Source organism: Modestobacter lapidis (assembly GCF_054780755.1).
The window spans coordinates 40,251-61,798 of the sequence record NZ_BAAGVS010000017.1; the positions used below are offsets into that span (position 1 = coordinate 40,251).

General features: G+C 69.9%; 32 protein-coding genes. 3 read left to right on the forward strand and 29 right to left on the reverse strand.

Features of this window, described 5'->3' with window-relative positions; all coding sequences use genetic code 11:
• Positions 1 to 21: 21 nt before the first annotated feature.
• From infA to rpsL, 29 genes are all read right to left on the reverse strand, one after another.
• Entirely contained in the window at positions 22 to 243 is a 222-nt protein-coding gene (gene infA / locus ACYVG5_RS15545) for a translation initiation factor IF-1 (protein WP_012950459.1), read from the reverse strand.
• A 344-nt stretch (positions 244 to 587) separates the two neighbouring features.
• Positions 588 to 1,391, reverse strand: a complete 804-nt coding sequence (map, locus tag ACYVG5_RS15550) for a type I methionyl aminopeptidase (protein WP_222050117.1) — start codon at positions 1,389 to 1,391, stop codon at positions 588 to 590.
• Between the two features lie 82 nt (positions 1,392 to 1,473).
• Entirely contained in the window at positions 1,474 to 2,082 is a 609-nt protein-coding gene (locus ACYVG5_RS15555; protein ID WP_460683325.1) for an adenylate kinase, read from the reverse strand.
• A gap of 8 nt (positions 2,083 to 2,090) precedes the next feature.
• Positions 2,091 to 3,401, reverse strand: a complete 1,311-nt coding sequence (gene secY, locus ACYVG5_RS15560) for a preprotein translocase subunit SecY (protein ID WP_222050077.1) — start codon at positions 3,399 to 3,401, stop codon at positions 2,091 to 2,093.
• Positions 3,402 to 3,557: 156 nt separating this feature from the next.
• The gene (rplO, locus tag ACYVG5_RS15565) at positions 3,558 to 4,001 is read right to left on the reverse strand and encodes a 50S ribosomal protein L15 (protein ID WP_222050076.1); all 444 of its coding nucleotides are present in this window, start codon (positions 3,999 to 4,001) and stop codon (positions 3,558 to 3,560) included.
• 25 nt (positions 4,002 to 4,026) lie between these two features.
• On the reverse strand, positions 4,027 to 4,209 hold the full coding sequence (gene rpmD, locus ACYVG5_RS15570; protein WP_222050075.1) for a 50S ribosomal protein L30: 183 nt from the start codon (positions 4,207 to 4,209) through the stop codon (positions 4,027 to 4,029).
• A gap of 1 nt (position 4,210) precedes the next feature.
• Entirely contained in the window at positions 4,211 to 4,840 is a 630-nt protein-coding gene (rpsE, locus tag ACYVG5_RS15575) for a 30S ribosomal protein S5 (protein WP_222050074.1), read from the reverse strand.
• 52 nt (positions 4,841 to 4,892) lie between these two features.
• Complete coding sequence (gene rplR / locus ACYVG5_RS15580; protein WP_246630885.1) at positions 4,893 to 5,321, reverse strand: 50S ribosomal protein L18; 429 nt, start codon at positions 5,319 to 5,321, stop codon at positions 4,893 to 4,895.
• Positions 5,321 to 5,860, reverse strand: coding sequence for a 50S ribosomal protein L6 (gene rplF / locus ACYVG5_RS15585; RefSeq protein WP_222050073.1), 540 nt, complete (start codon positions 5,858 to 5,860; stop codon positions 5,321 to 5,323). Before rplF ends, rplR begins: the two co-directional genes overlap by 1 nt.
• 15 nt (positions 5,861 to 5,875) lie before the next feature.
• The gene (rpsH, locus tag ACYVG5_RS15590; RefSeq protein ID WP_460683326.1) at positions 5,876 to 6,280 is read right to left on the reverse strand and encodes a 30S ribosomal protein S8; all 405 of its coding nucleotides are present in this window, start codon (positions 6,278 to 6,280) and stop codon (positions 5,876 to 5,878) included.
• Between the two features lie 181 nt (positions 6,281 to 6,461).
• Positions 6,462 to 6,647, reverse strand: a complete 186-nt coding sequence (locus ACYVG5_RS15595) for a type Z 30S ribosomal protein S14 (protein ID WP_179654048.1) — start codon at positions 6,645 to 6,647, stop codon at positions 6,462 to 6,464.
• 22 nt (positions 6,648 to 6,669) lie between these two features.
• Positions 6,670 to 7,254, reverse strand: coding sequence for a 50S ribosomal protein L5 (gene rplE, locus ACYVG5_RS15600; RefSeq protein WP_246630884.1), 585 nt, complete (start codon positions 7,252 to 7,254; stop codon positions 6,670 to 6,672).
• Between the two features lie 4 nt (positions 7,255 to 7,258).
• Complete coding sequence (gene rplX / locus ACYVG5_RS15605) at positions 7,259 to 7,606, reverse strand: 50S ribosomal protein L24 (RefSeq protein ID WP_246630883.1); 348 nt, start codon at positions 7,604 to 7,606, stop codon at positions 7,259 to 7,261.
• Between the two features lie 2 nt (positions 7,607 to 7,608).
• The gene (gene rplN / locus ACYVG5_RS15610) at positions 7,609 to 7,977 is read right to left on the reverse strand and encodes a 50S ribosomal protein L14 (RefSeq protein ID WP_222050071.1); all 369 of its coding nucleotides are present in this window, start codon (positions 7,975 to 7,977) and stop codon (positions 7,609 to 7,611) included.
• Positions 7,978 to 8,174: 197 nt separating this feature from the next.
• Entirely contained in the window at positions 8,175 to 8,486 is a 312-nt protein-coding gene (gene rpsQ / locus ACYVG5_RS15615; protein WP_460683327.1) for a 30S ribosomal protein S17, read from the reverse strand.
• On the reverse strand, positions 8,483 to 8,716 hold the full coding sequence (gene rpmC / locus ACYVG5_RS15620; RefSeq protein WP_091536438.1) for a 50S ribosomal protein L29: 234 nt from the start codon (positions 8,714 to 8,716) through the stop codon (positions 8,483 to 8,485). Before rpmC ends, rpsQ begins: the two co-directional genes overlap by 4 nt.
• Positions 8,716 to 9,132, reverse strand: a complete 417-nt coding sequence (rplP, locus tag ACYVG5_RS15625) for a 50S ribosomal protein L16 (protein WP_110550656.1) — start codon at positions 9,130 to 9,132, stop codon at positions 8,716 to 8,718. The genes rpmC and rplP overlap by 1 nt, the downstream gene beginning before the upstream one ends.
• A gap of 3 nt (positions 9,133 to 9,135) precedes the next feature.
• The gene (gene rpsC / locus ACYVG5_RS15630) at positions 9,136 to 10,080 is read right to left on the reverse strand and encodes a 30S ribosomal protein S3 (protein ID WP_222050070.1); all 945 of its coding nucleotides are present in this window, start codon (positions 10,078 to 10,080) and stop codon (positions 9,136 to 9,138) included.
• Entirely contained in the window at positions 10,080 to 10,544 is a 465-nt protein-coding gene (rplV, locus tag ACYVG5_RS15635; protein WP_222050069.1) for a 50S ribosomal protein L22, read from the reverse strand. Before rplV ends, rpsC begins: the two co-directional genes overlap by 1 nt.
• Positions 10,545 to 10,573: 29 nt before the next feature.
• Positions 10,574 to 10,855, reverse strand: a complete 282-nt coding sequence (gene rpsS, locus ACYVG5_RS15640) for a 30S ribosomal protein S19 (protein WP_222050068.1) — start codon at positions 10,853 to 10,855, stop codon at positions 10,574 to 10,576.
• Positions 10,856 to 10,878: 23 nt separating this feature from the next.
• Positions 10,879 to 11,712: a 50S ribosomal protein L2 gene (rplB, locus tag ACYVG5_RS15645; protein WP_222050067.1), complete on the reverse strand. Its 834-nt coding sequence runs from the start codon at positions 11,710 to 11,712 to the stop codon at positions 10,879 to 10,881.
• A 68-nt stretch (positions 11,713 to 11,780) separates the two neighbouring features.
• The gene (gene rplW, locus ACYVG5_RS15650) at positions 11,781 to 12,083 is read right to left on the reverse strand and encodes a 50S ribosomal protein L23 (protein ID WP_014742856.1); all 303 of its coding nucleotides are present in this window, start codon (positions 12,081 to 12,083) and stop codon (positions 11,781 to 11,783) included.
• A complete protein-coding gene (gene rplD / locus ACYVG5_RS15655; protein WP_222050066.1) occupies positions 12,080 to 12,880 on the reverse strand; it encodes a 50S ribosomal protein L4 in 801 nt (266 codons plus the stop codon). The genes rplW and rplD overlap by 4 nt, the downstream gene beginning before the upstream one ends.
• Complete coding sequence (rplC, locus tag ACYVG5_RS15660; RefSeq protein ID WP_222050065.1) at positions 12,877 to 13,542, reverse strand: 50S ribosomal protein L3; 666 nt, start codon at positions 13,540 to 13,542, stop codon at positions 12,877 to 12,879. Before rplC ends, rplD begins: the two co-directional genes overlap by 4 nt.
• 14 nt (positions 13,543 to 13,556) lie before the next feature.
• Positions 13,557 to 13,862 (reverse strand): 30S ribosomal protein S10, encoded by a 306-nt coding sequence (gene rpsJ, locus ACYVG5_RS15665; protein WP_014742859.1) that lies wholly within the window; start codon positions 13,860 to 13,862, stop codon positions 13,557 to 13,559.
• 121 nt (positions 13,863 to 13,983) lie between these two features.
• Positions 13,984 to 15,177, reverse strand: coding sequence for an elongation factor Tu (gene tuf, locus ACYVG5_RS15670; protein WP_222050064.1), 1,194 nt, complete (start codon positions 15,175 to 15,177; stop codon positions 13,984 to 13,986).
• A gap of 174 nt (positions 15,178 to 15,351) precedes the next feature.
• The gene (fusA, locus tag ACYVG5_RS15675; RefSeq protein ID WP_222050063.1) at positions 15,352 to 17,451 is read right to left on the reverse strand and encodes an elongation factor G; all 2,100 of its coding nucleotides are present in this window, start codon (positions 17,449 to 17,451) and stop codon (positions 15,352 to 15,354) included.
• An 87-nt stretch (positions 17,452 to 17,538) separates the two neighbouring features.
• On the reverse strand, positions 17,539 to 18,009 hold the full coding sequence (gene rpsG, locus ACYVG5_RS15680) for a 30S ribosomal protein S7 (protein WP_222050062.1): 471 nt from the start codon (positions 18,007 to 18,009) through the stop codon (positions 17,539 to 17,541).
• A complete protein-coding gene (rpsL, locus tag ACYVG5_RS15685) occupies positions 18,009 to 18,383 on the reverse strand; it encodes a 30S ribosomal protein S12 (protein WP_036334266.1) in 375 nt (124 codons plus the stop codon). The genes rpsG and rpsL overlap by 1 nt, the downstream gene beginning before the upstream one ends.
• Positions 18,384 to 19,054: 671 nt before the next feature.
• Here rpsL and ACYVG5_RS15690 point away from each other — a divergent pair.
• The 3 genes from ACYVG5_RS15690 to ACYVG5_RS15700 all read left to right on the forward strand — a co-directional run bounded on the left by ACYVG5_RS15690 (position 19,055) and on the right by ACYVG5_RS15700 (position 21,433).
• Positions 19,055 to 20,074 carry a S1 family peptidase gene (locus ACYVG5_RS15690; RefSeq protein ID WP_222050061.1) on the forward strand — a complete coding sequence of 340 codons (1,020 nt, stop codon included), beginning with the start codon at positions 19,055 to 19,057 and terminating at the stop codon, positions 20,072 to 20,074.
• A gap of 19 nt (positions 20,075 to 20,093) precedes the next feature.
• Positions 20,094 to 20,309, forward strand: a complete 216-nt coding sequence (locus ACYVG5_RS15695) for a hypothetical protein (protein WP_222050060.1) — start codon at positions 20,094 to 20,096, stop codon at positions 20,307 to 20,309.
• 86 nt (positions 20,310 to 20,395) lie between these two features.
• Positions 20,396 to 21,433, forward strand: coding sequence for an LLM class F420-dependent oxidoreductase (locus tag ACYVG5_RS15700; RefSeq protein WP_222050059.1), 1,038 nt, complete (start codon positions 20,396 to 20,398; stop codon positions 21,431 to 21,433).
• Positions 21,434 to 21,548 lie beyond the last annotated feature (115 nt).

The window sequence follows — 21,548 nt, forward strand, 5'->3', positions numbered from 1 at the left end:
GGTGGCGCGGTGGAGCGGCGATCACTTGTAGCGGTAGACGATGCGTCCGCGGGTCAGGTCGTAGGGCGAGAGCTCCACGACCACGCGGTCCTCGGGAAGGATGCGGATGTAGTGCTGCCGCATCTTCCCGCTGATGTGGGCGAGCACTCGGTGCCCGTTCTGCAACTCGACCCGGAACATCGCGTTGGGCAGCGGTTCGACGACGCGACCCTCGACCTCGATGGCCCCGTCCTTCTTCGCCATGCCCTGCGGGCCCCTTCGTTCGTTCGAGCTGACAGCGCCCATGCCGGATCGGCAGGAACGGTCGTGCGGGATGCGGTGGTGCGGGATGCGGTGGTGCGGGCGATCTCGCAGAGGCGCCCGGAGTCGTACGGCCACAGCACGACGACGGACGGCGCGAACGCCAACGGCCACTGTACTCCAGCCGCCACCCGGTCACCAACCCGGCCTCAGGTGACCAGCGCCATGCCCCGGCCCCGTCGCAGGGGCCCGGAGCGAGCGGAGCGAGCGCCGGGGGGCGACGGGGTCCTTCTGCTGCAGGGCCCCGCCGCAAGCTCGCGAGTGGCGGGGGGCAGGAGGGTCCTCTTTCAGGAGCGGGGGGTGATCCCGAACGGCGCGAGGCCGGCGACCCCACCGTCCTCTGCGGTGAGGACCCACGGCCCCTCCGAGGTGATCGCCACGCTGTGCTCGAAGTGCGCAGCGCGGGACCCGTCCTTGGTCACCACGGTCCAGCCGTCCTCGAGCTCCACGGTCGCCGGGTCGCCCACGGTGACCATCGGCTCGATCGCCAGCGCCAGGCCCGGGACCAGCTTGGGGCCCCGGCCGGCGCGACCGTAGTTGAGCACGTGCGGGTCCTGGTGCATCTCGGTGCCGATCCCGTGGCCGCCGTAGTGGTCGACGATCCCGTAGCGGTGACTGTGGGCGGTGATCGACTCCTCGACCCCGTGGCTGATGTCGGTCAGCCGGCCGCCCGCCACCGCCTTCGCCAGGCCCGCCCACATGGACCGTTCGGTGACCGCGATCAGCTCGGCGTCGGCGGCGGAGGGCTCCCCCACCGTGACGGTGACCGCCGAGTCGCCGTGCCAGCCGGCCAGGATCGCGCCGCAGTCGATCGAGATGTTGTCGCCCTCGGCCAGCGTCCGCTGCGGATCGGGGATGCCGTGCACGACCTCGTCGTTGACCGAGGCGCAGATGCTGCCGGTGAAGCCGTGGTAGCCCAGGAACGACGGCACGGCACCGGCCGTGCGGATGTGGTCCTCGGCGATGGCGTCGAGCTCACCTGTCGACACCCCGGGGCGGACGGCAGCACGCACCGCGGCGATGGCGCCGGCGACCACCAGGCCGGCGGCGCGCATCAGCTCGAGCTCGTGCGGGGTCTTGATCTGGATCATCCGTCCACTCCACTTCGCCAGTACGGGAAGGCGGGCCAGGAGGATGGCGCCGAGGTCAGCGTGCACCGGTGTCGGTGCCCACTCAGACCGCCGCCGGAACTCCGGTCGAGCCGCCGTCGCCGTCCCTGCCGAGCGCGCGCATCGCCCGCGCCGTCACCTCGTCGACCTCGCCGATCGCGTCGATGCGGCTCAGCAGACCCGCCTGCTCGTAGAACCCCGACAGCGGCGCCGTCTGTTCCCGGTAGACCTCGAGCCGGTGCCGGACCGTCTCGGGCTTGTCGTCGTCCCGCTGGACCCACTCGCCGTCCACGAGCATCCGGCGGCCGGACAGCCGCCGCACCAGCTCGTCCTCGTCGACGACGAGCTCCAGGCACCGGTCCAGCGCGTGTCCCAGCTCGCTGAGCGAATCGCGCAGTTGCTCGGCCTGGGCGATGGTCCGCGGGAAGCCGTCGAGCAGGAAGCCGTCGACGGCGTCGGGCTCGGCGAGCCGGCCGGTCACCATCGCGACGGTGATCTCGTCGGGCACCAGGTCCCCGGCATCCATGTAGGACTTGGCCTGCTGGCCGAGGTCGGTCTGCCCGCTCACGTTGGCGCGGAAGATGTCGCCCGTGGAGATCGCCGGGACGGCGAGCTCCGTGGCGATGATCTGGGCCTGGGTGCCCTTGCCCGCTCCGGGGGGGCCCAGCAGCACGACGCGCACTACTTCAGGAACCCTTCGTAGTTGCGCTGATTCAGTTGCGTCTCGATCTGCTTCACCGTCTCCAACCCCACTCCGACCATGATGAGCACCGCGACCCCGCCGAACGGGAAGTTCTGGTTCTGACCCGGCTGCGTGACGGCGAGGAAGAAGTTCGGCAGCACCGCCACCACGCCGAGGTACATCGAACCGGGCAGGGTGATCCGGGAGAGTACGTACTGCAGGTACTCGGCGGTCGGCCGGCCCGGACGGATACCGGGGATGAAGCCGCCGTAGCGCTTCATGTCGTCGGCACGTTCCTCCGGGTTGAACGTGATCGACACGTAGAAGTACGTGAAGAAGACGATCATCCCGAAGAAGATCGCGATGTGGACCGGGCTGCTCTGGTCGATGACGTAGTTCTCGAAGAACTGCCGGACCCCACCGGTCTCGTTGCCCTGCAGCTGGATGATCAGCTGGGGCAGGTACAGCAGCGACGACGCGAAGATGACCGGGATGACGCCGGCCTGGTTGACCTTCAGTGGCAGGTACGTCGACGTCCCGCCGTACATCCGGCGGCCCACCATGCGCTTGGCGTACTGCACGGGGATGCGGCGCTGGGCCTGCTCGACGTAGACGACCGCCCCGATGATCAGCAACGCGAAGGCGCAGACGACGGCGAACACCAGGCCGCCGCGGGTCTGCAGGATCGAGCCACCCTCGGCCGGGATGCGGGCAGCGATCGAGGTGAAGATCAGCACGGACATGCCGTTGCCGATCCCCTTCTCGGTGAGCAGTTCGCCCAGCCACATGATGACGGCGGTGCCGGCGGTGAGCGTCACGACCAGGACCACGGTCGTCCACACGGAGTCCGACGGGATGATGTCCTGCGGGCAGTTCGGGAAGAGCTGGCCGCTGCGGGCCAGCGCGATGATCCCGGTGGACTGCAGCACGGAGAGCGCGATGGTCAGGTAGCGGGTGTACTGGGTCAGCTTCTGCTGCCCCGACTGCCCTTCCTTCTTCAGCTGCTCGAAGCGCGGGATGACCACGACCAGCAGCTGCACGATGATGCTGGCCGTGATGTAGGGCATGATGCCCAGCGCGAACACCGACAGGCGCAGCAGCGCACCACCGGAGAACAGGTTCACCAGCGAGTAGACATCGGCCTGGTCGGAGGTCTGCGCCTGGTCGAGGCAGCTGTTGATCGCCTCGACCGACACCCCCGGGCCCGGAACGCTGGCACCCAGCCGGTAGACGGCGATGATCGCCAGGGAGAACAGCAGCTTGCGCCGGAGATCTGGCGTCCGGAACGCCGCGGCGAACGCCTGCAGCACGTGCCCTCCCCGAGTCGGTCGTTTGACATTAGCAAGACGCGGCCCGGCGGCTTCTACAGCCGCCGGGCCGCGTCCCGCCCCAGGTGTTTCCTGGACGGCCACCCTTCAGGGGCCCGCGCCGAGCTTGCGAGGCGTGGGGGGAAGGGTGGTCCTCTTTCAGAGCTGGGTGGTGCTGCCTCCGGCGGCGCCGATCTTCTCGGCGGCCGAAGCGGAGAAGGCATGGGCGGAGACGTGCACCTGCACGCCACCCAGCTCCCCCGTCCCGAGCACCTTGACCGGCTGTCCGCGCCGCACGGCGCCGACCTCGGCCAGGCTGTCGGGATCGATGGTCCCGCCCTGCGGGAACAGCGAGGCGATCCGGTCCAGGTTCACGACCTGGAAGACCACCTTGTTGTTGTTCTTGAAGCCGGAGAGCTTCGGCAACCGCATGTACAGCGGGGTCTGGCCGCCCTCGAAGCGGGCAGAGACCTGCACGCGGGCGCCGGAGCCCTTGGTGCCGCGACCGGCGGTCTTGCCCTTGGAGCCCTCACCACGACCCACGCGGGTCTTCTTGGTATGGGCGCCCGGAGCCGGACGCAGGTGGTGGACCTTGAGAGTCATGACTGTCTTCCTTCTCGCCCGCGGCTCAGACGATCTCTTCGACGGTGACCAGGTGCGGCACCGTCGCGACCATGCCGCGGATCTCCGGACGGTCTTCCTGGACGACCGTGTCGTTGATCCGCTTGAGCCCCAGCGAACGCAGCGTCTGGCGCTGGTTCGGCTTGGTGCCGATGGCCGACTTGACCTGGGTGACCTTCAGCTGAGCCATCTCAGACCCCCTGACCGGCCCGCGCACGCAGCATGGCAGCCGGAGCGACGTCCTCCAGGGGCAGACCACGGCGCGCCGCGATCTCCTCGGGGCGGACGAGGTCCTTCAGCGCCTGCATGGTGGCGTGGACGATGTTGATCGGGTTGGAGGACCCGAGGCTCTTGGACAGCACGTCGTGGATGCCGGCGCACTCGAGCACGGCGCGCACCGGACCACCGGCGATGACACCGGTACCGGGGCTGGCCGGCTTGAGCAGCACGACCCCGGCCGCTGCCTCGCCCTGCACCGGGTGCGGGATGGTGAGCGCGATGCGCGGCACGCTGTAGAAGTGCTTCTTCGCCTCCTCGACACCCTTGGCGATCGCCGCGGGCACCTCCTTGGCCTTGCCGTAGCCGACGCCGACCTTGCCGTCGCCGTCGCCCACGACCACCAGTGCGGTGAAGCTGAAGCGACGACCGCCCTTGACGACCTTGGACACCCGGTTGATGGCGACCACGCGCTCGATGAAGTTGCTCTTCTCGACCGGGCCGCCGGGCCCGCGCCCGCCGTCACGGCGGTCACGCCGGTCGTTGCCGCCGCCGGCGCCACCGGCACCGCCGGCGCCACCGCCGCGTCGCTGTGGTCCTGGCATCAGACGTCTCCCTCGTTCATGCTCGGCATCCCGTTCGTGTACGAGGTGCTCATCAGAAGTCCAGCCCGCCCTCGCGGGCGGCGTCGGCCAGTGCCGCGATGCGGCCCTGGTACCGGTTGCCGCCGCGGTCGAAGACCACCGCCGTGATGCCGGCGGCCTTGGCGCGCTCGGCCACGAGGGCACCCACCTGGCGGGACAGCGTGGACTTGTCGCCCGCGGCGCCCTTCAGGCTGGCGTCCAGCGTCGAGGCACTGGCCAGCGTGCGGCCGACGGTGTCGTCGACGACCTGCACGTGGATGTGCCGCGAGCTGCGCTTGACCACCATGCGGGGGCGCTCCGGCGTGCCCGAGACACGCTTGCGCAGCCGGTTGTGGCGACGCAGCCGGCCCACGCGGCGGGCGGTGCTGATGTCGGTGCCGACGGGCTTGTGCACCCGTGCGGCCTTGTCGGTGGTCCCGGTCTGGGACTGTGCCTGTGCCATCACTTGCCCGTCTTCCCGACCTTGCGCTTGATGACCTCGCCCTGGTACCGCACGCCCTTACCCTTGTACGGGTCGGGCTTGCGGATCTTGCGGATCTTGGCGGAGACCTCACCGACGACCTGCTTGTCGATGCCGCTCACCCGGAGACGGGTGGGGGCCTCGACGGTGAAGGAGATCCCCTCGGGAGCCCGCACGATGACCGGGTGGCTGAAGCCCAGCGCGAACTCGAGGTCGGAACCTCGCGCCTGGACCCGGTAACCCACGCCGACGATCTCCAGGGTCTTGTCGTACCCCTGGGTCACGCCCGTGATCATGTTGGCGATGAGCGTGCGGGACAGACCGTGCAGGGCACGGCTCTCGCGCTCGTCGTCGGGACGCTGCACCAGCAGCGTGCCGTCCTCACCGCGCTCGACGGTGATGGGAGCCGCGACCGTGTGGCTCAGCTTCCCCTTCGGCCCCGAGACGTTGACCGTGCGCCCATCGATGGCCACGTCCACACCGCCCGGCACCGGAATCGGGAGTCGTCCGATCCGTGACATGTCAGCTCGCTCCTCTTACCAGACGTAGGCGAGGACTTCCCCACCCACGCCCTTCTTGTTCGCCTGCTTGTCGGTCAGCAGCCCGGTGGACGTCGAGATGATCGCCACCCCGAGACCGCCGAGGACCTTGGGCAGTGCGGTGGACTTCGCGTAGACCCGCAGGCCGGGCTTGGAGACCCGGCGGACGCCGGCGATGCTGCGCTCCCGGTTCGGCCCGTACTTGAGGCTGACCACCAGCTCCTTGCGGACGGAGCCGTCCACCTCGACCTCGTTGACGGTCCAGCCGCCGATGTAACCCTCCTGCTGGAGGATCTCGGCCACCTTCGTCTTGAGCTTCGACGACGGCATGGTGGTCGCGTCGTGGTACGCCGAGTTCGCGTTGCGGATACGCGTGAGCATGTCCGCGATCGGGTCGGTCATCGTCATGGGTGTGTGTTGCCTCTCTCGCCGCGGTTCCGCACGCTCATCGGCGCGGGCCTCTCGGCGATCGGTGGTGCCTCAGTGGGGTGACGCGCTGTTCGGCCCAGAAGTGAGGGCCTGGAACGGCCCCGCTCCAGGGGCCCGCCGCGAGCTTGCGAGCGGTGGGGTGGAGCGGGGTCCTTCACCAGCTGGACTTGGTCACGCCGGGGAGCTCCCCGGCGTGTGCCATCTCCCGCACGCAGATCCGGCAGAGGCCGAACTTGCGGAAGACAGCGTGCGGACGTCCGCAGCGCTGGCAGCGGGTGTAGCCGCGGACCGCGAACTTGGGCTTGCGGGCCGCCTTGTTGACTAGAGCCTTCTTGGCCATCTCTGGATTCCCCTCGCCCGCGTCAGCGGGTCGCGTTCACGACGGTCTGGCCGGCGAAGGGGAAGCCGAGCTGCGTGAGCAGCTCCCGGCCCTCCTCGTCGGTGGTGGCGGTGGTGACCAGCGTGATGTCCATGCCGCGGGGCCGGTCGATCCGGTCCACGTCGATCTCACGGAACATCGACTGCTCGTTCAGCCCGAAGGTGTAGTTGCCGTGGCCGTCGAACTGCTTGGGGCTCAGACCGCGGAAGTCGCGGATGCGGGGGAGGGCCAGCGACAGCAGCCGGTCCAGAAACTCCCACATGCGGTCGTTGCGCAGGGTGACCTTGGCGCCGATCGGCATGCCCTCGCGCAGCTTGAACTGCGCGATGGACTTCCGGGCCCGGACGACGATCGGCTTCTGGCCGGTGATCGCGGTCAGGTCGCGGACGGCGCCGTCCATCAGCTTGGCGTCACGGGTGGCCTCCCCGACGCCCATGTTCACCACGATCTTGACCAGGCCGGGGATCTGCATGACGTTGGGGTAACCGAACTCGGACTGCAGCGCCGGCGCGATGTCCTCGCGGTAGCGGGCGAGCAGCCGGGGCAGCTCACGGGTGGGTGCGCTCATGGCTTCAGAGGTCCTTACCGGTGCGCCGCGAGACCCGGATGCTGCGGCCTTCCTCGTCCTTGCGGTAACCGACCCGGGTCGGCGTGTCCTCGGAGTCGATGACCATCACGTTGCTCACGTGGATCGCCGCCTCCTGCGTGACGATGCCGCCCGACTGGGCACCGCGCTGGCTGGTGCTGATCCGGGTGTGCTTCTTCACCCGGCCGATCCCCTCGACGAGCACCTTCTGGGTCTTCGGGAAGGCCGCGATGACCCGGCCCTTGGCGCCCTTGTCCTTACCGGACAGGACGACGACCGAGTCGCCCTTTTTGACCTTCATCGACGGGGTCTTCCCGTTGTCCGACTGGGCCATGATCACAACACCTCCGGGGCGAGCGAGATGATTCGCATGAACCGCTTGTCGCGGAGCTCCCGACCGACCGGGCCGAAGATGCGCGTGCCGCGCGGGTCGCCGGTGTCGCGGATGATGACCGCGGCGTTCTCGTCGAACCGGATGTAGGAGCCGTCCGGACGACGACGCTCCTTCACCGTGCGGACGATGACGGCCTTGACCACATCGCCCTTCTTGACGCCGGCGCCGGGCAGCGCGTCCTTCACGGTGGCGACGATCACGTCACCGATGCCCGCGTAGCGTCGGCCGGACCCGCCGAGAACACGGATGCACAAGATCTCCTTGGCACCGGTGTTGTCGGCGACTCGCAGCCGCGACTCCTGCTGGATCACAACCTGCTCCTGTGTCTCTGTGGCGACAGCCGGACCGGATCGGTGAACCGGCTGTCCGGTACCCATGCGTACGCACCGGCAGCCTGCGCCGCCGGTGCGTACGTGGACGGGTTCCGGGATGCGGCGCGCCCGGAGGCGCGCCAGTCGTCCAGGGTACTCCCTGCCCGCCGACCCCTGGAGGTCGGCAGTCGAACTGCCTACTTGGCCTTCTCCACGACGGTCACCAGACGCCAGCGCTTGGTGGCCGAGGTGGGCCGCGTCTCCATGATCTGGACGCGGTCGCCGATGCCGGCGGTGTTCTGCTCGTCGTGCGCCTTGAGCTTGCTCGTGCGGCGCAGGACCTTGCCGTAGAGACCGTGCTTCACCCGGTCCTCGACCTCGACGACGATGGTCTTGTCCATCTTGTCGCTGACGACCAGGCCCTCGCGCACCTTGCGGTACCCGCGGCCGGCCAGGCCCGGGCCACTGCCGGTCCGGGACTCCGTGCTGGTGCTGCTGGCCTCGCTCATGCCACACCCTCGTTCGGGGCGACCGAGAGACCCAGCTCGCGCTCGCGCATGATCGTGTAGATCCGGGCGATGTCGCGGCGGACGGTCTGCAGTCGCCGGTTGTTGTCCAGCTGGCCGGTGGCCACCTGGAAGCGCAGGTTGAACAGTTCTTCGCGCGACTCACGCAGACGCGTGGCCAGCTCGTCGGCCGACAGCTCGCGCAACTCGGGGGCGGACAGTCCGGCGGCCATCACACCTCTCCTTCACGGGTGATGAAGCGGCACTTCATGGGGAGCTTGTGGATGGCGCGGCGCATGGCCTCGCGGGCCACGGGCTCGGCGACACCGGAGAGCTCGAACATGATGCGGCCCGGCTTCACGTTGGCCACCCACCACTCGGGCGAACCCTTGCCGGAACCCATGCGGGTCTCGGCGGGCTTCTTGGTGAGCGGACGGTCGGGATAGATCGAGATCCACACCTTGCCGCCACGCTTGATGTGGCGGGTCATGGCGATACGCGCGGACTCGATCTGCCGGTTGGTGACGTACGCCGGCTCGAGCGCCTGGATGGCGAAGTCACCGAAGTTGATCGCGGTACCGCCCTTGGCGGCGCCGGACCGGCTCGGGTGGTGCTGCTTGCGGTGCTTGACCCGCCGTGGGATGAGCACGTGTCATTCCCCCTGTTCCTGGGGCGCCGTGGAGTTCTCGGTGCCGGCAGCCTCGGCGGCCGCAGTGCCCTGGGCGCCGGCAGCCTCGCCGATGCTCTGGGCGGGAGCGGCCTCGCCGGAGGAGGCAGCCACGGCGGTCGTGGTGTCCGCGACCGGCGCGGTGCCCTCGACCGGGGCGGTGCCCTCGGCCGCGGCGCGGCCTGCCTCGGTCCCGCCGGCGGTCGTGCCGGACGAGCCGGACCGGCGCTGGGGACGCTGGGCCCGCTCACGGCGCTGCTGACGCTGGGCGAGGGCCTCGAGGGCCTCCCGCTCGGCGCGCGATCCGCTGGCGTCGCCCTTGTAGATCCAGACCTTCACGCCGATGCGGCCGAAGGTGGTCCGGGCCTCGTAGATGCCGTAGTCGATGTTGGCCCGCAGCGTGTGCAGCGGCACCCGGCCCTCGCGGTAGAACTCCGAGCGGCTCATCTCCGTGCCGCCGAGGCGACCGGAGCACTGCACGCGGATGCCCTTGACCTGCGGGCTGCGCTGGGCCGACTGCATCGCCTTGCGCATGGCCCGCCGGAAGCTCACCCGGCTGGACAGCTGCTCGGCGACACCCTGGGCGACCAGCTGCGCGTCGGACTCGGGGTTCTTCACCTCGAGGATGTTCAGCTGGACCTGCTTGCCGGTGAGCTTTTCCAGCTCACCGCGGATGCGGTCGGCCTCCGCGCCACGACGGCCGATGACGATGCCCGGCCGGGCGGTGTGGATGTCCACGCGGACGCGGTCACGGGTGCGCTCGATCTCCACCTTCGAGATGCCGGCGCGCTCCATGCCCTTGCCCATGAGCTTGCGGATCGCCACGTCTTCCTTGACGTAGTCCGCGTAGAGCTTGTCCGCGTACCACCGGGACTTGTAGTCGGTGGTGATGCCGAGCCGGAACCCGTGCGGGTTGACCTTCTGACCCACTAGCGGGTCCCTCCCCTCGAGTTGCTCTTCTGCTGCGTCGCCGGGCCGGACTGCCCGGTGTCGCGCCGTGCCTTGCGAGACCGCTGAGCGAGCTCTGCGCTCGAGCTCACCTCGGTGACCTCGACGGTGATGTGGCTGGTCCGCTTGTTGATGCGGAACGCCCGGCCCTGCGCACGCGGACGGATCCGCTTGAGCGTCGGCCCCTCGTCGACGAACGCGGCGCTCACCACGAGGGCGGCCGGGTCCAGTCGCAGGTTGTGCTCGGCGTTGGCCACCGCGCTGGCGACGACCTTGGCCACCGGCTCGCTGGCCGTCTGCGGTGCGAAGCGCAGCAGCGCCAGCGCCTCGTCGGTCGGCAGGTAGCGGATCATGTCCACCACCCGCCGAGCCTTCATCGGGGTGACGCGGACGAACCGGGCGGTGGCCCGGGCGACCGGCGTCTCCTGTCCCAACTGGGAAGTCATCTCACGTCTCTTCTCTACCTGGTCGGCCGTCAGCCGCGCCGCGACCGGCGGTCGTCCTTGATGTGCCCACGGAAGGTGCGGGTGGGCGCGAACTCACCGAGCTTGTGCCCGACCATCGCCTCGGTCACGAAGACCGGGACGTGCTTGCGGCCGTCGTGCACCGCGAGCGTGTGCCCGAGCATGTCCGGGATGATGGTCGAGCGCCGCGACCAGGTGCGGATGACGTTCTTGGTGCCCTTGTCGTTCTGGGCGTCCACCTTGGCGAGCAGGTGGTCGTCGACGAACGGGCCCTTCTTGAGGCTACGTGGCATGTCTGTCTGACTCCTCTACCCGCTCAGCGCTTCTTGCCGGTGCGCCGGCGGCGCACGATCAGAGCGTCACTGGCCTTGCGCTTGCGCGTGCGGCCTTCCGGCTTGCCCTTGGGGTTGACCGGGTGGCGACCACCGGAGGTCTTCCCCTCGCCACCACCGTGCGGGTGGTCGACCGGGTTCATCGCCACACCGCGGACGGTCGGGCGCTTGCCCTTCCACCGCATCCGGCCGGCCTTGCCCCAGTTGATGTTCGACTGCTCGGCGTTGCCCACCTCGCCGATCGTCGCGCGGCAGCGGACGTCGACGTTGCGGATCTCGCCGGAAGGCATGCGGAGCTGGGCGAAGCGTCCCTCACGGGCGACCAGCTGGACGCTGGTTCCGGCCGAGCGGGCGATCTTGGCCCCGCCACCCGGACGCAGCTCGATGGCGTGGACCACCGTGCCGACCGGGATGTTGCGCAGCGGCAGGTTGTTGCCCGGCTTGATGTCGGCCGCGGGGCCGCACTCCACGAGGTCGCCCTGCTTGAGCTTCGCCGGCGCGATGATGTACCGCTTCTCACCATCGGCGAAGTGCAGCAGCGCGATCCGCGAGGTGCGGTTCGGGTCGTACTCGATGTGCGCGACCTTGGCCGGCACGCCGTCCTTGTCGGCCCGACGGAAGTCGATCAGTCGGTAGGCACGCTTGTGCCCGCCGCCCTGATGACGTGCCGTGACCCGCCCGTGGACGTTGCGCCCGCCACGACCGTGCAGCGGTCGGACCAGCGACTTCTCGGGATGGTCGCGGGTGACCTCGGCGAAGTCGGCGACGGACGAGCCGCGGCGGCCCGGCGTCGTCGGCTTGTACTTACGGATGGCCATGGTTCCTCAGAGTCCCTGTCTGTTCTCTCTGGTCCGATCGGTGGTCCGGTGCGGTGACGGCGAGGCCGTCAGGCGCCCGGGCCCCCGAAGAGCTCGATGCGGTCGCCGGGGGCAACGGAGACGATGGCGCGCTTGGTGTCCTTGCGCTTCCCCATCACAGCGCCCTTGGAGCGCTTCCTCTTCCCCTGACGGTTGATCGTGTTGACGGCGAGGACCTTCACGTTGAAGACCTGCTGCACCGCGATCTTGATCTGCGTCTTGTTCGCGTCCGGCCGGACGATGAACGTGTACTTGTTCTCGTCGAGCAGGCCGTAGCTCTTCTCCGAGATGACCGGGGACAGCAGGACGTCCCGGGGGTCGCGGACGCTCATGCCTTCTCCTCGGTGGTGTCCCCGGCGGTGCCGGTGGCCGGCGCGATCGACGGCACGTCACTGTCGATCTCGTGCGTCTCCAGGTCGGGCAGCTCCGCGGACGAGGCCCGCCCGGAGGCGACCTTGCCCTTGGCCGGCCCGGCCACGTACTCGGCCAGTGCGGTCTCGGTGAAGACCACCTCGTCGGCGACCAGCACGTCGTAGGTGTTGAGCTGGCCGGCCTCGATCAGGTGCACCCGCGGCACGTTGCGCAGGCTCACCCAGTTGAGGACGTCGTCCCGGTCGAGCACGACGAGCACCCGCTTGGCGGCGGTGACGCCGTCCAGCACGGCGAGCGCGTTCTTCGTCGAGGGGGTGTCCCCGTCGACGAACGCGGACACGACGTGCACGCGGTCCTCGCGGGCCCGGTCGGAGAGGGCACCGCGCAGGGCGGCCGCCTTCATCTTCTTGGGCGTCTTCTGGTCGTAGTTCCGCGGCTGCGGGCCGTGCGCGACGCCACCGCCGGCGAACTGCGGGGCGCGCAACGAGCCCTGGCGGGCCCGCCCGGTCCCCTTCTGGCGGTACGGCTTGGCGCCGGTGCCGCTGACCTGGGCGCGCGTCTTGGTCGAGTGCGTGCCCTGGCGGGCCGCGGCCAGCTGGGCCACGACGACCTGGTGCAGCAGCGAGACGTTGGCCGGGGCGTCGAAGAGCTGCCCGGGCAGCGTCACGCTGCCCGACGTCTCCCCCGCCGGCGTCCGGACGTCGACCTGTCGGTCGGTTCGGGTGTCGGTCGAACCCGCCGTCGTTGATGCGGTCACTTCGCGTCACTCCTCACGGGCCCGCCCTTGACCGCGGAACGGACGAGCAGCAGCCCACCGCGGGGACCGGGGACGGCGCCCTTGATGAGCACCAGGCCCTTCTCGGTGTCGACCTTGTGGACGGTCAGCGACGTCGTCGTCGTGGTGACCGCACCCATCCGTCCGGCCATCCGGACGCCCTTGAAGACGCGTCCGGGGGTGGAGGCGCCACCGATGGAACCGGGGGCGCGGTGCTTGCGGTGGGTGCCGTGTCCGGCGCCGAGGCCCTTGAAGCCGTGACGCTTCATGACCCCGGCGGTGCCCTTGCCCTTGCTGGTGCCGATGACGTCGACCTTGGTGACCTCGGAGAGGACCTCGACGGTCAGCTCCTGGCCCACCTGGTAGTCGCCGGCGTCCGCGGTGCGCAGCTCGACCACGTGCCGCCGGGGCGTCACACCCGCCTTGGCGAAGTGCCCAGCCTCGGGCTTGTTCACCTTGCGGGGATCGATCGCGCCGAACCCGAGCTGGACGGCCGAGTAGCCGTCACGCTCGGGGGTGCGGACCTGGGTGACCACGCAGGGGCCCGCCTTGACCACGGTCACCGGCACGATGCGGTTGTTCTCGTCGAAGACCTGGGTCATCCCCAGCTTCTCGCCGAGGAGACCACGGAATGTGCTCGCCATGTCTGGAACAGCCCTTACTGGATGTTGACGTCGACCGAGGCCGGCAGATCGATGCGCATGAGCGCGTCGACCGTCTTCGGCGTCGGGTCGAGGATGTCGATGAGCCGCTTGTGGGTGCGCATCTCGAAGTGCTCGCGCGAGTCCTTGTACTTGTGCGGCGAACGAATCACGCAGTACACGTTCTTCTCCGTCGGCAGCGGCACCGGGCCGACGACGCGCGCTCCGGTCTTCGTCACCGTGTCCACGATGCGCCGCGCCGAGGCATCGATCGCCTCGTGGTCGTAGGCCTTCAGCCGGATGCGGATCTTCTGTCCCGCCATCGCCTGTCTTCGCTCCTGCCGATCGGGTGTTCTGAAGTCACTGCTGGGTCGGTTGACCCGGAGTCCCGGGCGTGACCCGGGGCGGTGGGCGGCGGCCGTCGGGCCGCCGCCCACCGGGGGCTCACTGGAGGATCTTGACGACCCGGCCCGCGCCGACGGTCCGACCACCCTCGCGGATGGCGAACTTCAGGCCCTCCTCCATGGCGATCGGCTGGATCAGCTCGACCGTCATCTCGGTGTTGTCGCCGGGCATGACCATCTCGGTGCCGGCGGGCAGGGTCACGACACCGGTCACGTCCGTCGTCCGGAAGTAGAACTGGGGACGGTAGTTGTTGAAGAACGGCGTGTGACGGCCACCCTCGTCCTTCGAGAGGATGTAGACCGAGCCCTCGAAGTTGGTGTGCGGGGTGATCGACCCGGGCTTCACGACGACCTGGCCGCGCTCGACGTCCTCACGCTTGATGCCGCGCAGCAGCAGACCGACGTTGTCACCGGCCTGCCCCTGGTCGAGCAGCTTGCGGAACATCTCGACGCCGGTGACGGTGGTCTTGTTCGAGGTCGGGCGGATGCCGACGATCTCGATCTCCTCCGACACCTTGACGATCCCACGCTCGACGCGACCGGTGACCACGGTGCCGCGGCCGGTGATCGTGAAGACGTCCTCGACGGGCATGAGGAACGGCTTGTCGATGTCGCGCTCGGGCTCGGGGATGGCCGAGTCGACCGCGTCCATGAGCTCCATGAGCTTGTCGGCCCACTCGGCGTCGCCCTCGAGGGCCTTGAGCGCGGACACGCGGACCACGGGGACGTCGTCACCCGGGAACTCGTACTCGCTGAGGAGCTCGCGCACCTCGAGCTCGACGAGCTCCAGGATCTCCTCGTCGTCCACCATGTCGGACTTGTTGAGGGCCACGACGATGTAGGGGACACCCACCTGGCGGGCCAGGAGCACGTGCTCCTTGGTCTGCGGCATCGGGCCGTCGGTCGCGGCGACCACCAGGATGGCGCCGTCCATCTGCGCCGCACCGGTGATCATGTTCTTGATGTAGTCGGCGTGCCCGGGGCAGTCGACGTGCGCGTAGTGACGGTTCTCCGTCTGGTACTCCACGTGCGCGATCGAGATCGTGATGCCGCGGGCCTTCTCCTCGGGCGCCTTGTCGATCTGGTCGAACGCGGACGCCTCGTTGAGGTTCGGGTACTTGTCGTGCAGGACCTTGGTGATCGCCGCGGTCAGCGTCGTCTTCCCATGGTCGATGTGCCCGATGGTGCCGATGTTGACGTGCGGCTTGGTCCGCTCGAACTTGGCCTTGGCCACTGGGTTCCTCTCGGTCGTTTCTTCGCAGTCGTTCGCGTGTCTGGGGGTGCGAGCTCACGCTCGCGGTGGCCGGCGGGTGACCGCCTGCCGGTTACTCGCCGGTCGCCTTCGCGGGGCTCATTGCTCGACTCCGGAAGAGCTCCGCTCCTCGGGCCGTGGACGGCCCTGCGATGCTCACTCTCCCGTCGCCTTCGCGATGATCTCCTTGGCGACGTTGGCCGGAACCTCGGCGTAGGTGTCGAACACCATGGTGTAGCTCGCCCGTCCCTGGGTGCGGCTGCGCAGGTCGCCCACGTAGCCGAACATCTCCGACAGCGGGACCAGCGCCTTCACGACCCGGGCGCCGGAGCGCTCGTCCATCGCCTGGATGGTGCCGCGGCGGGAGTTCAGGTCGCCGATGACGTCGCCCATGTTCTCTTCCGGGGTGACCACCTCGACGGCCATCATCGGCTCGAGCAGGGCCGGGCTGGCCTTGCGGGCGGCCTCCTTGAAGGCGATCGAACCGGCGATCTTGAACGCCATCTCCGAGGAGTCCACCTCGTGGTACTGCCCGTCCAGGAGCGATGCCTTGACGCCGACCATCGGGTAGCCGGCGAGCACGCCGTACTGCATGGCGTCCTGCATGCCCTGGTCGACCGACGGGATGTACTCCCGCGGGATGCGCCCACCGGTGACCTTGTTCTCGAACTCGTAGGTCGCCGAGTCGGCGGTCATCGCGAGCGGCTCGAGGGCGATCTGCACCTTCGCGAACTGGCCCGAGCCACCCGTCTGCTTCTTGTGGGTGTAGTCGTAGCGCTCGACGGTCTTGCGGATCGTCTCGCGGTAGGCCACCTGCGGCTTGCCGACGTTGGCCTCGACGCGGAACTCGCGACGCATCCGGTCGACCAGGATCTCCAGGTGGAGCTCACCCATGCCGGAGATGACCGTCTGGCCGGTCTCCTCGTCCAGGCGGACCTGGAACGTCGGGTCCTCCTCGGCGAGCTTCTGGATCGCGGTGCCCAGCTTCTCCTGGTCGCCCTTCGTCTTCGGCTCGATGGCCACCGAGATGACCGGTGCGGGGAAGGTCATCGACTCGAGGATCACCGGCTTCTGCGGGTCGCAGAGGGTGTCACCCGTCGTCGTCTGCTTCATCCCGTTGACGGCCACGATCTCGCCGGCACCCACGCCCTGGCGCTCTTCGCGCTTGTTGGCGTGCATCTGGTAGATCTTCCCGACCCGCTCCTTGCGGTCCTTGGTGCTGTTCAGCACCGGGGAACCCGCGTCGAGCTTGCCGGAGTAGACCCGGATGTAGGTGAGCTTGCCCAGGTGCTGGTCGGTCTGGATCTTGAACGCCAGGGCCGAGAAGGGCTCGTTCTCGTCCGCGTGCCGCAGCACCTCGGTCGCGCCGTCGAGCGAGGTGCCGACGATGGCCTCGATGTCCAGCGGGCTGGGGAGGTAGTCGGTGACGGCGTCGAGCATGGGCTGCACGCCCTTGTTCTTGAACGCCGAGCCCGTGACGACGGGGTTGAGCTGACCGGCGATGGTGGCCTTGCGGATCGCCGCCTTGAGGGTCTCGACGGAGAGCTCCTCGCCGCCGAGGTAGGCCTCCATGATCGCGTCATCGGTCTCGGCGACACCCTCGAGCAGCTTCACGCGGTACTCCGCGGCCTGCTCGGCCAGCTCGGCCGGGATCTCCTCGACGTCGTAGTCCTCGCCGAGCTTGGTCTCGCCGCGCCAGGTGAGGGCCCGCATCTGGACCAGGTCGACGACGCCGATGAAGTCGGCCTCGGCACCGATCGGCAGCTGCAGGACCAGCGGGTTGGCGTTCAGCCGCTCGACCATCATGTCGACGCAGCGGAAGAAGTCCGCACCCGTGCGGTCGAGCTTGTTGACGAAGCACATGCGCGGAACGCCGTACTTCTCCGCCTGCCGCCAGACCTGCTCGGTCTGCGGCTCCACTCCGGCGACACCGTCGTACACCGCGACCGCACCGTCGAGCACCCGCAACGACCGCTCCACCTCGACGGTGAAGTCGACGTGCCCGGGGGTGTCGATGATGTTGATGTCGAAGCCGTTCCAGGAGCACTTCGTCGCGGCGGACGTGATGGTGATGCCGCGCTCCTGCTCCTGCTCCATCCAGTCCATGGTGGCCGCGCCGTCGTGGACTTCACCGATCTTGTAGCTGATACCGGTGTAGAAGAGGATCCGCTCGGTCGTCGTCGTCTTGCCGGCGTCGATGTGCGCCATGATCCCGATGTTGCGGGTCTTGGCGAGTTGGGCCTCGTTCTGGGCCATTCCCTTACTCCTCTTCGTTCTGGTCCGTGCGCGGCGCCCGGGGGTCGCCCGGGTTCACCGCGGGCAGCGGCTGCTGATGGACCGATGTCACCAGCGGTAGTGCGCGAAGGCCTTGTTCGACTCGGCCATCTTGTGCGTGTCCTCGCGGCGCTTCACCGCGGCACCGAGGCCGTTGCTGGCGTCGAGCAGCTCGTTCGTGAGGCGCTCGGTCATCGTCTTCTCGCGACGGCCCCGGCTGTACTGGATCAGCCAGCGCAGGCCCAGGGTCGTGCTGCGGGAGGCGCGAACCTCGATCGGCACCTGGTAGGTCGCCCCACCGACGCGGCGGCTGCGCACCTCGAGGGCCGGCTTGACGTTGTCCAGTGCCCGCTTGAGCGTGACGACCGGGTCGGTGTCGTTCTTGGCGCGAACGCCCTCCAGGGCGCCGTAGACGATCGCCTCGGCGATCGAGCGCTTGCCGTCGACGAGCACCTTGTTCACCAGCTGGGTGACCAGCTGGGACTGGTAGACCGGGTCGACGACGAGCGGGCGCTTCGGTGCGGGCCCCTTGCGCGGCATTAGCTCTTCTCCTTCTTCGCGCCGTACCGGCTGCGAGCCTGCTTGCGGCCCCGGACGCCCTGGGTGTCCAGCGAGCCACGGATGATCTTGTAGCGGACGCCGGGGAGGTCCTTCACCCGGCCGCCGCGCACGAGCACCATCGAGTGCTCCTGCAGGTTGTGGCCGACGCCCGGGATGTAGGCGGTCACCTCGACACCACTGGTGAGGCGGACGCGAGCGACCTTGCGCAGCGCCGAGTTCGGCTTCTTCGGCGTCGTCGTGTAGACGCGCGTGCACACGCCGCGGCGCTGAGGGGATCCCTTCAACGCCGGGGTCTTGGTCTTCTCGACCTTGTCCTCGCGGCCCTTGCGGACCAGCTGCTGGATCGTGGGCATGGGTGGCCTGGATCTCCTGCCTGCGCTGGGTCGTGCTCTGGATGGGTGGTGCACTGCTGTGGTGCGCCCGGTCGCCCGGCCTCGTCGTCCGAGTCTGCCCGCACGCCCCGTCCGGTACCCGCGGTCGGGCGTGTCGCCCTTCGCGAAAACCGGCCAGTCGATCGAGCCGGACTCGTCCGCCCCTCGCGACTCGGCACCGGCCTGCCCGCCTGGCGGCGGGCGGGACCCCCGGCACCGGCGGTCGAGGACGACCTCCGGGCACCCAGGTGCACCGCGAACGGGAGCAAGGCCCAGATCTCCCTGGGCACGGCTGACCACGATACCCGGGCATCGGAACCCGGTCAAAGCCGGGTCCGCACGCCTGCGCGGGCACCGGGTCGGCCACCGCACCGGGGAACCGTCGTCAGGGACGATGCATTCCCACCTGGACGTGCGGCACGCCGTCTCGGCACCCGGCCACCGCGGGCCGACCGGCGCCCGCGCATGGAGCGGAAGCGGCCACCGGAGCCCGTGCGATGGCCGGCCGGGACCGTACCGCCGGTCACAGTAACGCCCGGACGGCCTCGGCGGCAGCGCACCGCGCGCCGGCCGTCGCTCCCGTCGCAGCTGTCCCACCCCCGCCCTACGGTCGTGGCGACCCGCTCCCCCCCCACGCCATCCCGGAGGCCGCCGTGCTGCCCGACACCGCCCGCGAACTCAAGGCCCGGCTCTCCCGGCGGCTGTCCGAGGCCCCGCGCGGCAGCGTGCTGTCCCGGGGCCTGGACGCCGGGGCGCCCCCCACCGGCGGGGCGCCGCAGTGGAGTGGCGTGGCGCTGGGGCTCACCCCGGTGGGGCCGCAGTCGGTGCACCTGGCCATCCGCCTGGTCGACGAGAGCGATGCCGAGGTGGTCCTCGCCGGGCTGGACCCCACGGCTCGCGGCGAGGTCGACGTCCGGGTGATCGGCCGGGTGCGGCCGCTGTCCCAGCCCTCCCCCGGCCCGTCGCCGGACGAGCTGCAGCGCCGCGTCCGGCCGCTGCGGCCGGGGCTCTCGGTCAGCCACTCCATCGTGACGGCCGGCACCCTGGGCGGCTTCGTCCGGTATCCCGGGAGCGAGCGGCTGCTGGGGCTGTCCAACAACCACGTCCTCGCGGCCAGCGACGCCGCCACCGAGGGCGACCCGGCGCTCCAGCCGGGGGTGGCCGACGGCGGCACCGGCGCGGACCGGATCGGGGCGCTCGCCGCCTTCGTGCGGTTCTCCCCCGACCCGGGCAACCTGGTCGACGCCGCCGTCGCCACGCTGGACGACGGGGTCACCGCCGATCCGACGGCGTATCCCGGTGGCGCGCTGGCCGCCCTGGTGGCCTCGGGCGAGGACGTCGACCCGGAGGAACCGGTCGAGAAGGTGGGGCGCACCACGGGGCACACCCGGGGCCGGATCACCGCGGTGGAGGTGGACGGCGTGGGCGTGCAGTACGACTCGGGCATCGTCACCTTCGACGACCAGGTCGAGGTCGAGGGCCTCAGCGGCGGGTTCAGCGCCGGCGGTGACAGCGGATCGGTCATCTGGCGCAGTCGGGACCGGGCACCACTGGGCCTGCTCTTCGCCGGCTCCGCGACCGGCGGCCGCGCCGGGGGCGGGGTCACCTTCGCCAACCCGCTGGGCACGGTGCTGCGGGAACTCGGGGTGGAGTGGGTGTCCGACGGGGGCTGACGGGGGCACCATGGTGACCATGACGGATCGCGCCGCTGCCAGCGCAGCCAAGAGCACGCTGGCCCATCGGTTCGCCACCGACCCGGGGGTGGCCGCGGTGGGCCTCGCGCGCCAGGACGCCGAGTACGTCGTGCGGGTCGACCTGACCGAGGCCGGCGCGGGCGCGCGGGTGCCGCGGGACGTCAACGGCGTCCGGGTGGTCACGCACGTGATCGGGCCGGTCCGGATCCTGTAGGCCGGGGACCGGGGCATCGCCGGCCGGGCGCTAGCGTCGCCGACAGCGGGGCCGACGACGGCGCCGCGCTCGTTCGAGGAGGACGCGTGCGCATCGGTATCCAGGCCAGCTATTCCGGGGGCTTCGCCGAGACGGCGGCCGAGATCCGCGACTTGGAGGCCGCCGGGCTCGACGTCGCCATGGTCGCCGAGGTCTACACGTTCGATGCGGTGAGCCAGCTGGGCTACCTCGCCGCGGTCACCGAACGGGTCGAGCTGATGAGCGGCATCCTGCCCATCTACAGCCGCACCCCGGCGCTGACCGCGATGACCGCGGCCGGCCTGGACTTCGTCTCCGGTGGCCGGTTCACCCTCGGGCTGGGAGCATCCGGCCCCCAGGTGGTGGAGGGCTGGCACGGCGTTCCCTACGACGCCCCGCTGCAGCGCACCCGCGAGCTCGTGGAGATCTGCCGGCAGGTGTGGCGCCGCGAACGGCTGGTGCACGACGGCCCGAAGTACACCGTCCCGCTGCCCGCCGACCAGGGCACCGGGTTGGGCAAGCCGCTGAAGCTGATCAACACTCCGGTGCGCGAGCGGATCCCGGTGCTGCTGGCCGCGATCGGCCCGAAGAACGTCGAGCTCGCGGCGGAGATCGCGGAGAAGTGGGAGCCGATCCTCTTCAGCCCGGAGCGGTCCGCCGACGTCTGGGGCGCGGCCCTCGCCGCGGGCAGGGCCAAGCGGGACCCGCAGCTCGGCGAGCTCGACGTCGTCGTCGGCCTGCCGGTCGCCATCGGGAACGACGTGGACCACCTGCTGGATGCCGTCCGACCGGGCATCGCCCTGTACGTCGGCGGCATGGGCGCCAAGGGGAAGAACTTCTACAACGACCTGGCCCGGCGCTACGGCTACGAGGCCGAGGCCGCGACCATCCAGGACCTGTACCTGGCCGGCCGCAAGGACGAGGCCGCCGCCGCGGTCCCCGAGGACCTGCTGCGGGCCACCTCGCTGATCGGCCCGGAGTCCTACGTGGCCGAGCGGATCGCTGCCCTCGCCGAGGCCGGGGTGACCACCCTCAACGTCCAGCCCATGGACGGCAGCCGCGAGAGCCGCCTGCGCACCGTGGAGACGATGCGGAGGCTGTGCTGAATCGTCGTCCTCCGGACTCCAACCGCGGTCAGGTGCCGTCCCCCACCGCCGCTGAGCCGCTCCGTGCGATGACGGCGGGAGCCTCCGGCCCCGCGCCGACCTCGCACAGTCGTCC

Coding starts and splice junctions, on each gene's coding strand:
- rpmC (WP_091536438.1), bottom strand. CDS start 8,716: ATGGCCGCCGGACTGTCCGCCCCCGAGTTGCGCGAGCTGTCGGCCGAC.
- rpsH (WP_460683326.1), bottom strand. CDS start 6,280: ATGACCGACCCGATCGCGGACATGCTCACGCGTATCCGCAACGCGAAC.
- rpsJ (WP_014742859.1), bottom strand. CDS start 13,862: ATGGCGGGACAGAAGATCCGCATCCGGCTGAAGGCCTACGACCACGAG.
- rplO (WP_222050076.1), bottom strand. CDS start 4,001: ATGACTCTCAAGGTCCACCACCTGCGTCCGGCTCCGGGCGCCCATACC.
- rplB (WP_222050067.1), bottom strand. CDS start 11,712: ATGGCCATCCGTAAGTACAAGCCGACGACGCCGGGCCGCCGCGGCTCG.
- rplC (WP_222050065.1), bottom strand. CDS start 13,542: ATGGCGAGCACATTCCGTGGTCTCCTCGGCGAGAAGCTGGGGATGACC.
- rpsQ (WP_460683327.1), bottom strand. CDS start 8,486: ATGAGCGAGGCCAGCAGCACCAGCACGGAGTCCCGGACCGGCAGTGGC.
- rpsL (WP_036334266.1), bottom strand. CDS start 18,383: ATGCCCACGATCCAGCAGCTGGTCCGCAAGGGCCGCGAGGACAAGGTC.
- rpmD (WP_222050075.1), bottom strand. CDS start 4,209: ATGGCTCAGCTGAAGGTCACCCAGGTCAAGTCGGCCATCGGCACCAAG.
- map (WP_222050117.1), bottom strand. CDS start 1,391: ATGATCCAGATCAAGACCCCGCACGAGCTCGAGCTGATGCGCGCCGCC.
- rplX (WP_246630883.1), bottom strand. CDS start 7,606: ATGGCCCAGTCGGACAACGGGAAGACCCCGTCGATGAAGGTCAAAAAG.
- infA (WP_012950459.1), bottom strand. CDS start 243: ATGGCGAAGAAGGACGGGGCCATCGAGGTCGAGGGTCGCGTCGTCGAA.
- rplR (WP_246630885.1), bottom strand. CDS start 5,321: ATGGCACAGGCACAGTCCCAGACCGGGACCACCGACAAGGCCGCACGG.
- rplV (WP_222050069.1), bottom strand. CDS start 10,544: ATGACTTCCCAGTTGGGACAGGAGACGCCGGTCGCCCGGGCCACCGCC.
- rpsS (WP_222050068.1), bottom strand. CDS start 10,855: ATGCCACGTAGCCTCAAGAAGGGCCCGTTCGTCGACGACCACCTGCTC.
- rplF (WP_222050073.1), bottom strand. CDS start 5,860: ATGTCACGGATCGGACGACTCCCGATTCCGGTGCCGGGCGGTGTGGAC.
- ACYVG5_RS15595 (WP_179654048.1), bottom strand. CDS start 6,647: ATGGCCAAGAAGGCTCTAGTCAACAAGGCGGCCCGCAAGCCCAAGTTC.
- fusA (WP_222050063.1), bottom strand. CDS start 17,451: ATGGCCCAGAACGAGGCCCAACTCGCCAAGACCCGCAACATCGGGATC.
- rpsE (WP_222050074.1), bottom strand. CDS start 4,840: ATGCCAGGACCACAGCGACGCGGCGGTGGCGCCGGCGGTGCCGGTGGC.
- rplE (WP_246630884.1), bottom strand. CDS start 7,254: ATGAGCGCACCCACCCGTGAGCTGCCCCGGCTGCTCGCCCGCTACCGC.
- rpsG (WP_222050062.1), bottom strand. CDS start 18,009: ATGCCGCGCAAGGGGCCCGCACCGAAGCGCCCGCTCGTCGTCGACCCG.
- rplW (WP_014742856.1), bottom strand. CDS start 12,083: ATGAGCGTCCGCGACCCCCGGGACGTCCTGCTGTCCCCGGTCATCTCG.
- ACYVG5_RS15695 (WP_222050060.1), top strand. CDS start 20,094: ATGACGGATCGCGCCGCTGCCAGCGCAGCCAAGAGCACGCTGGCCCAT.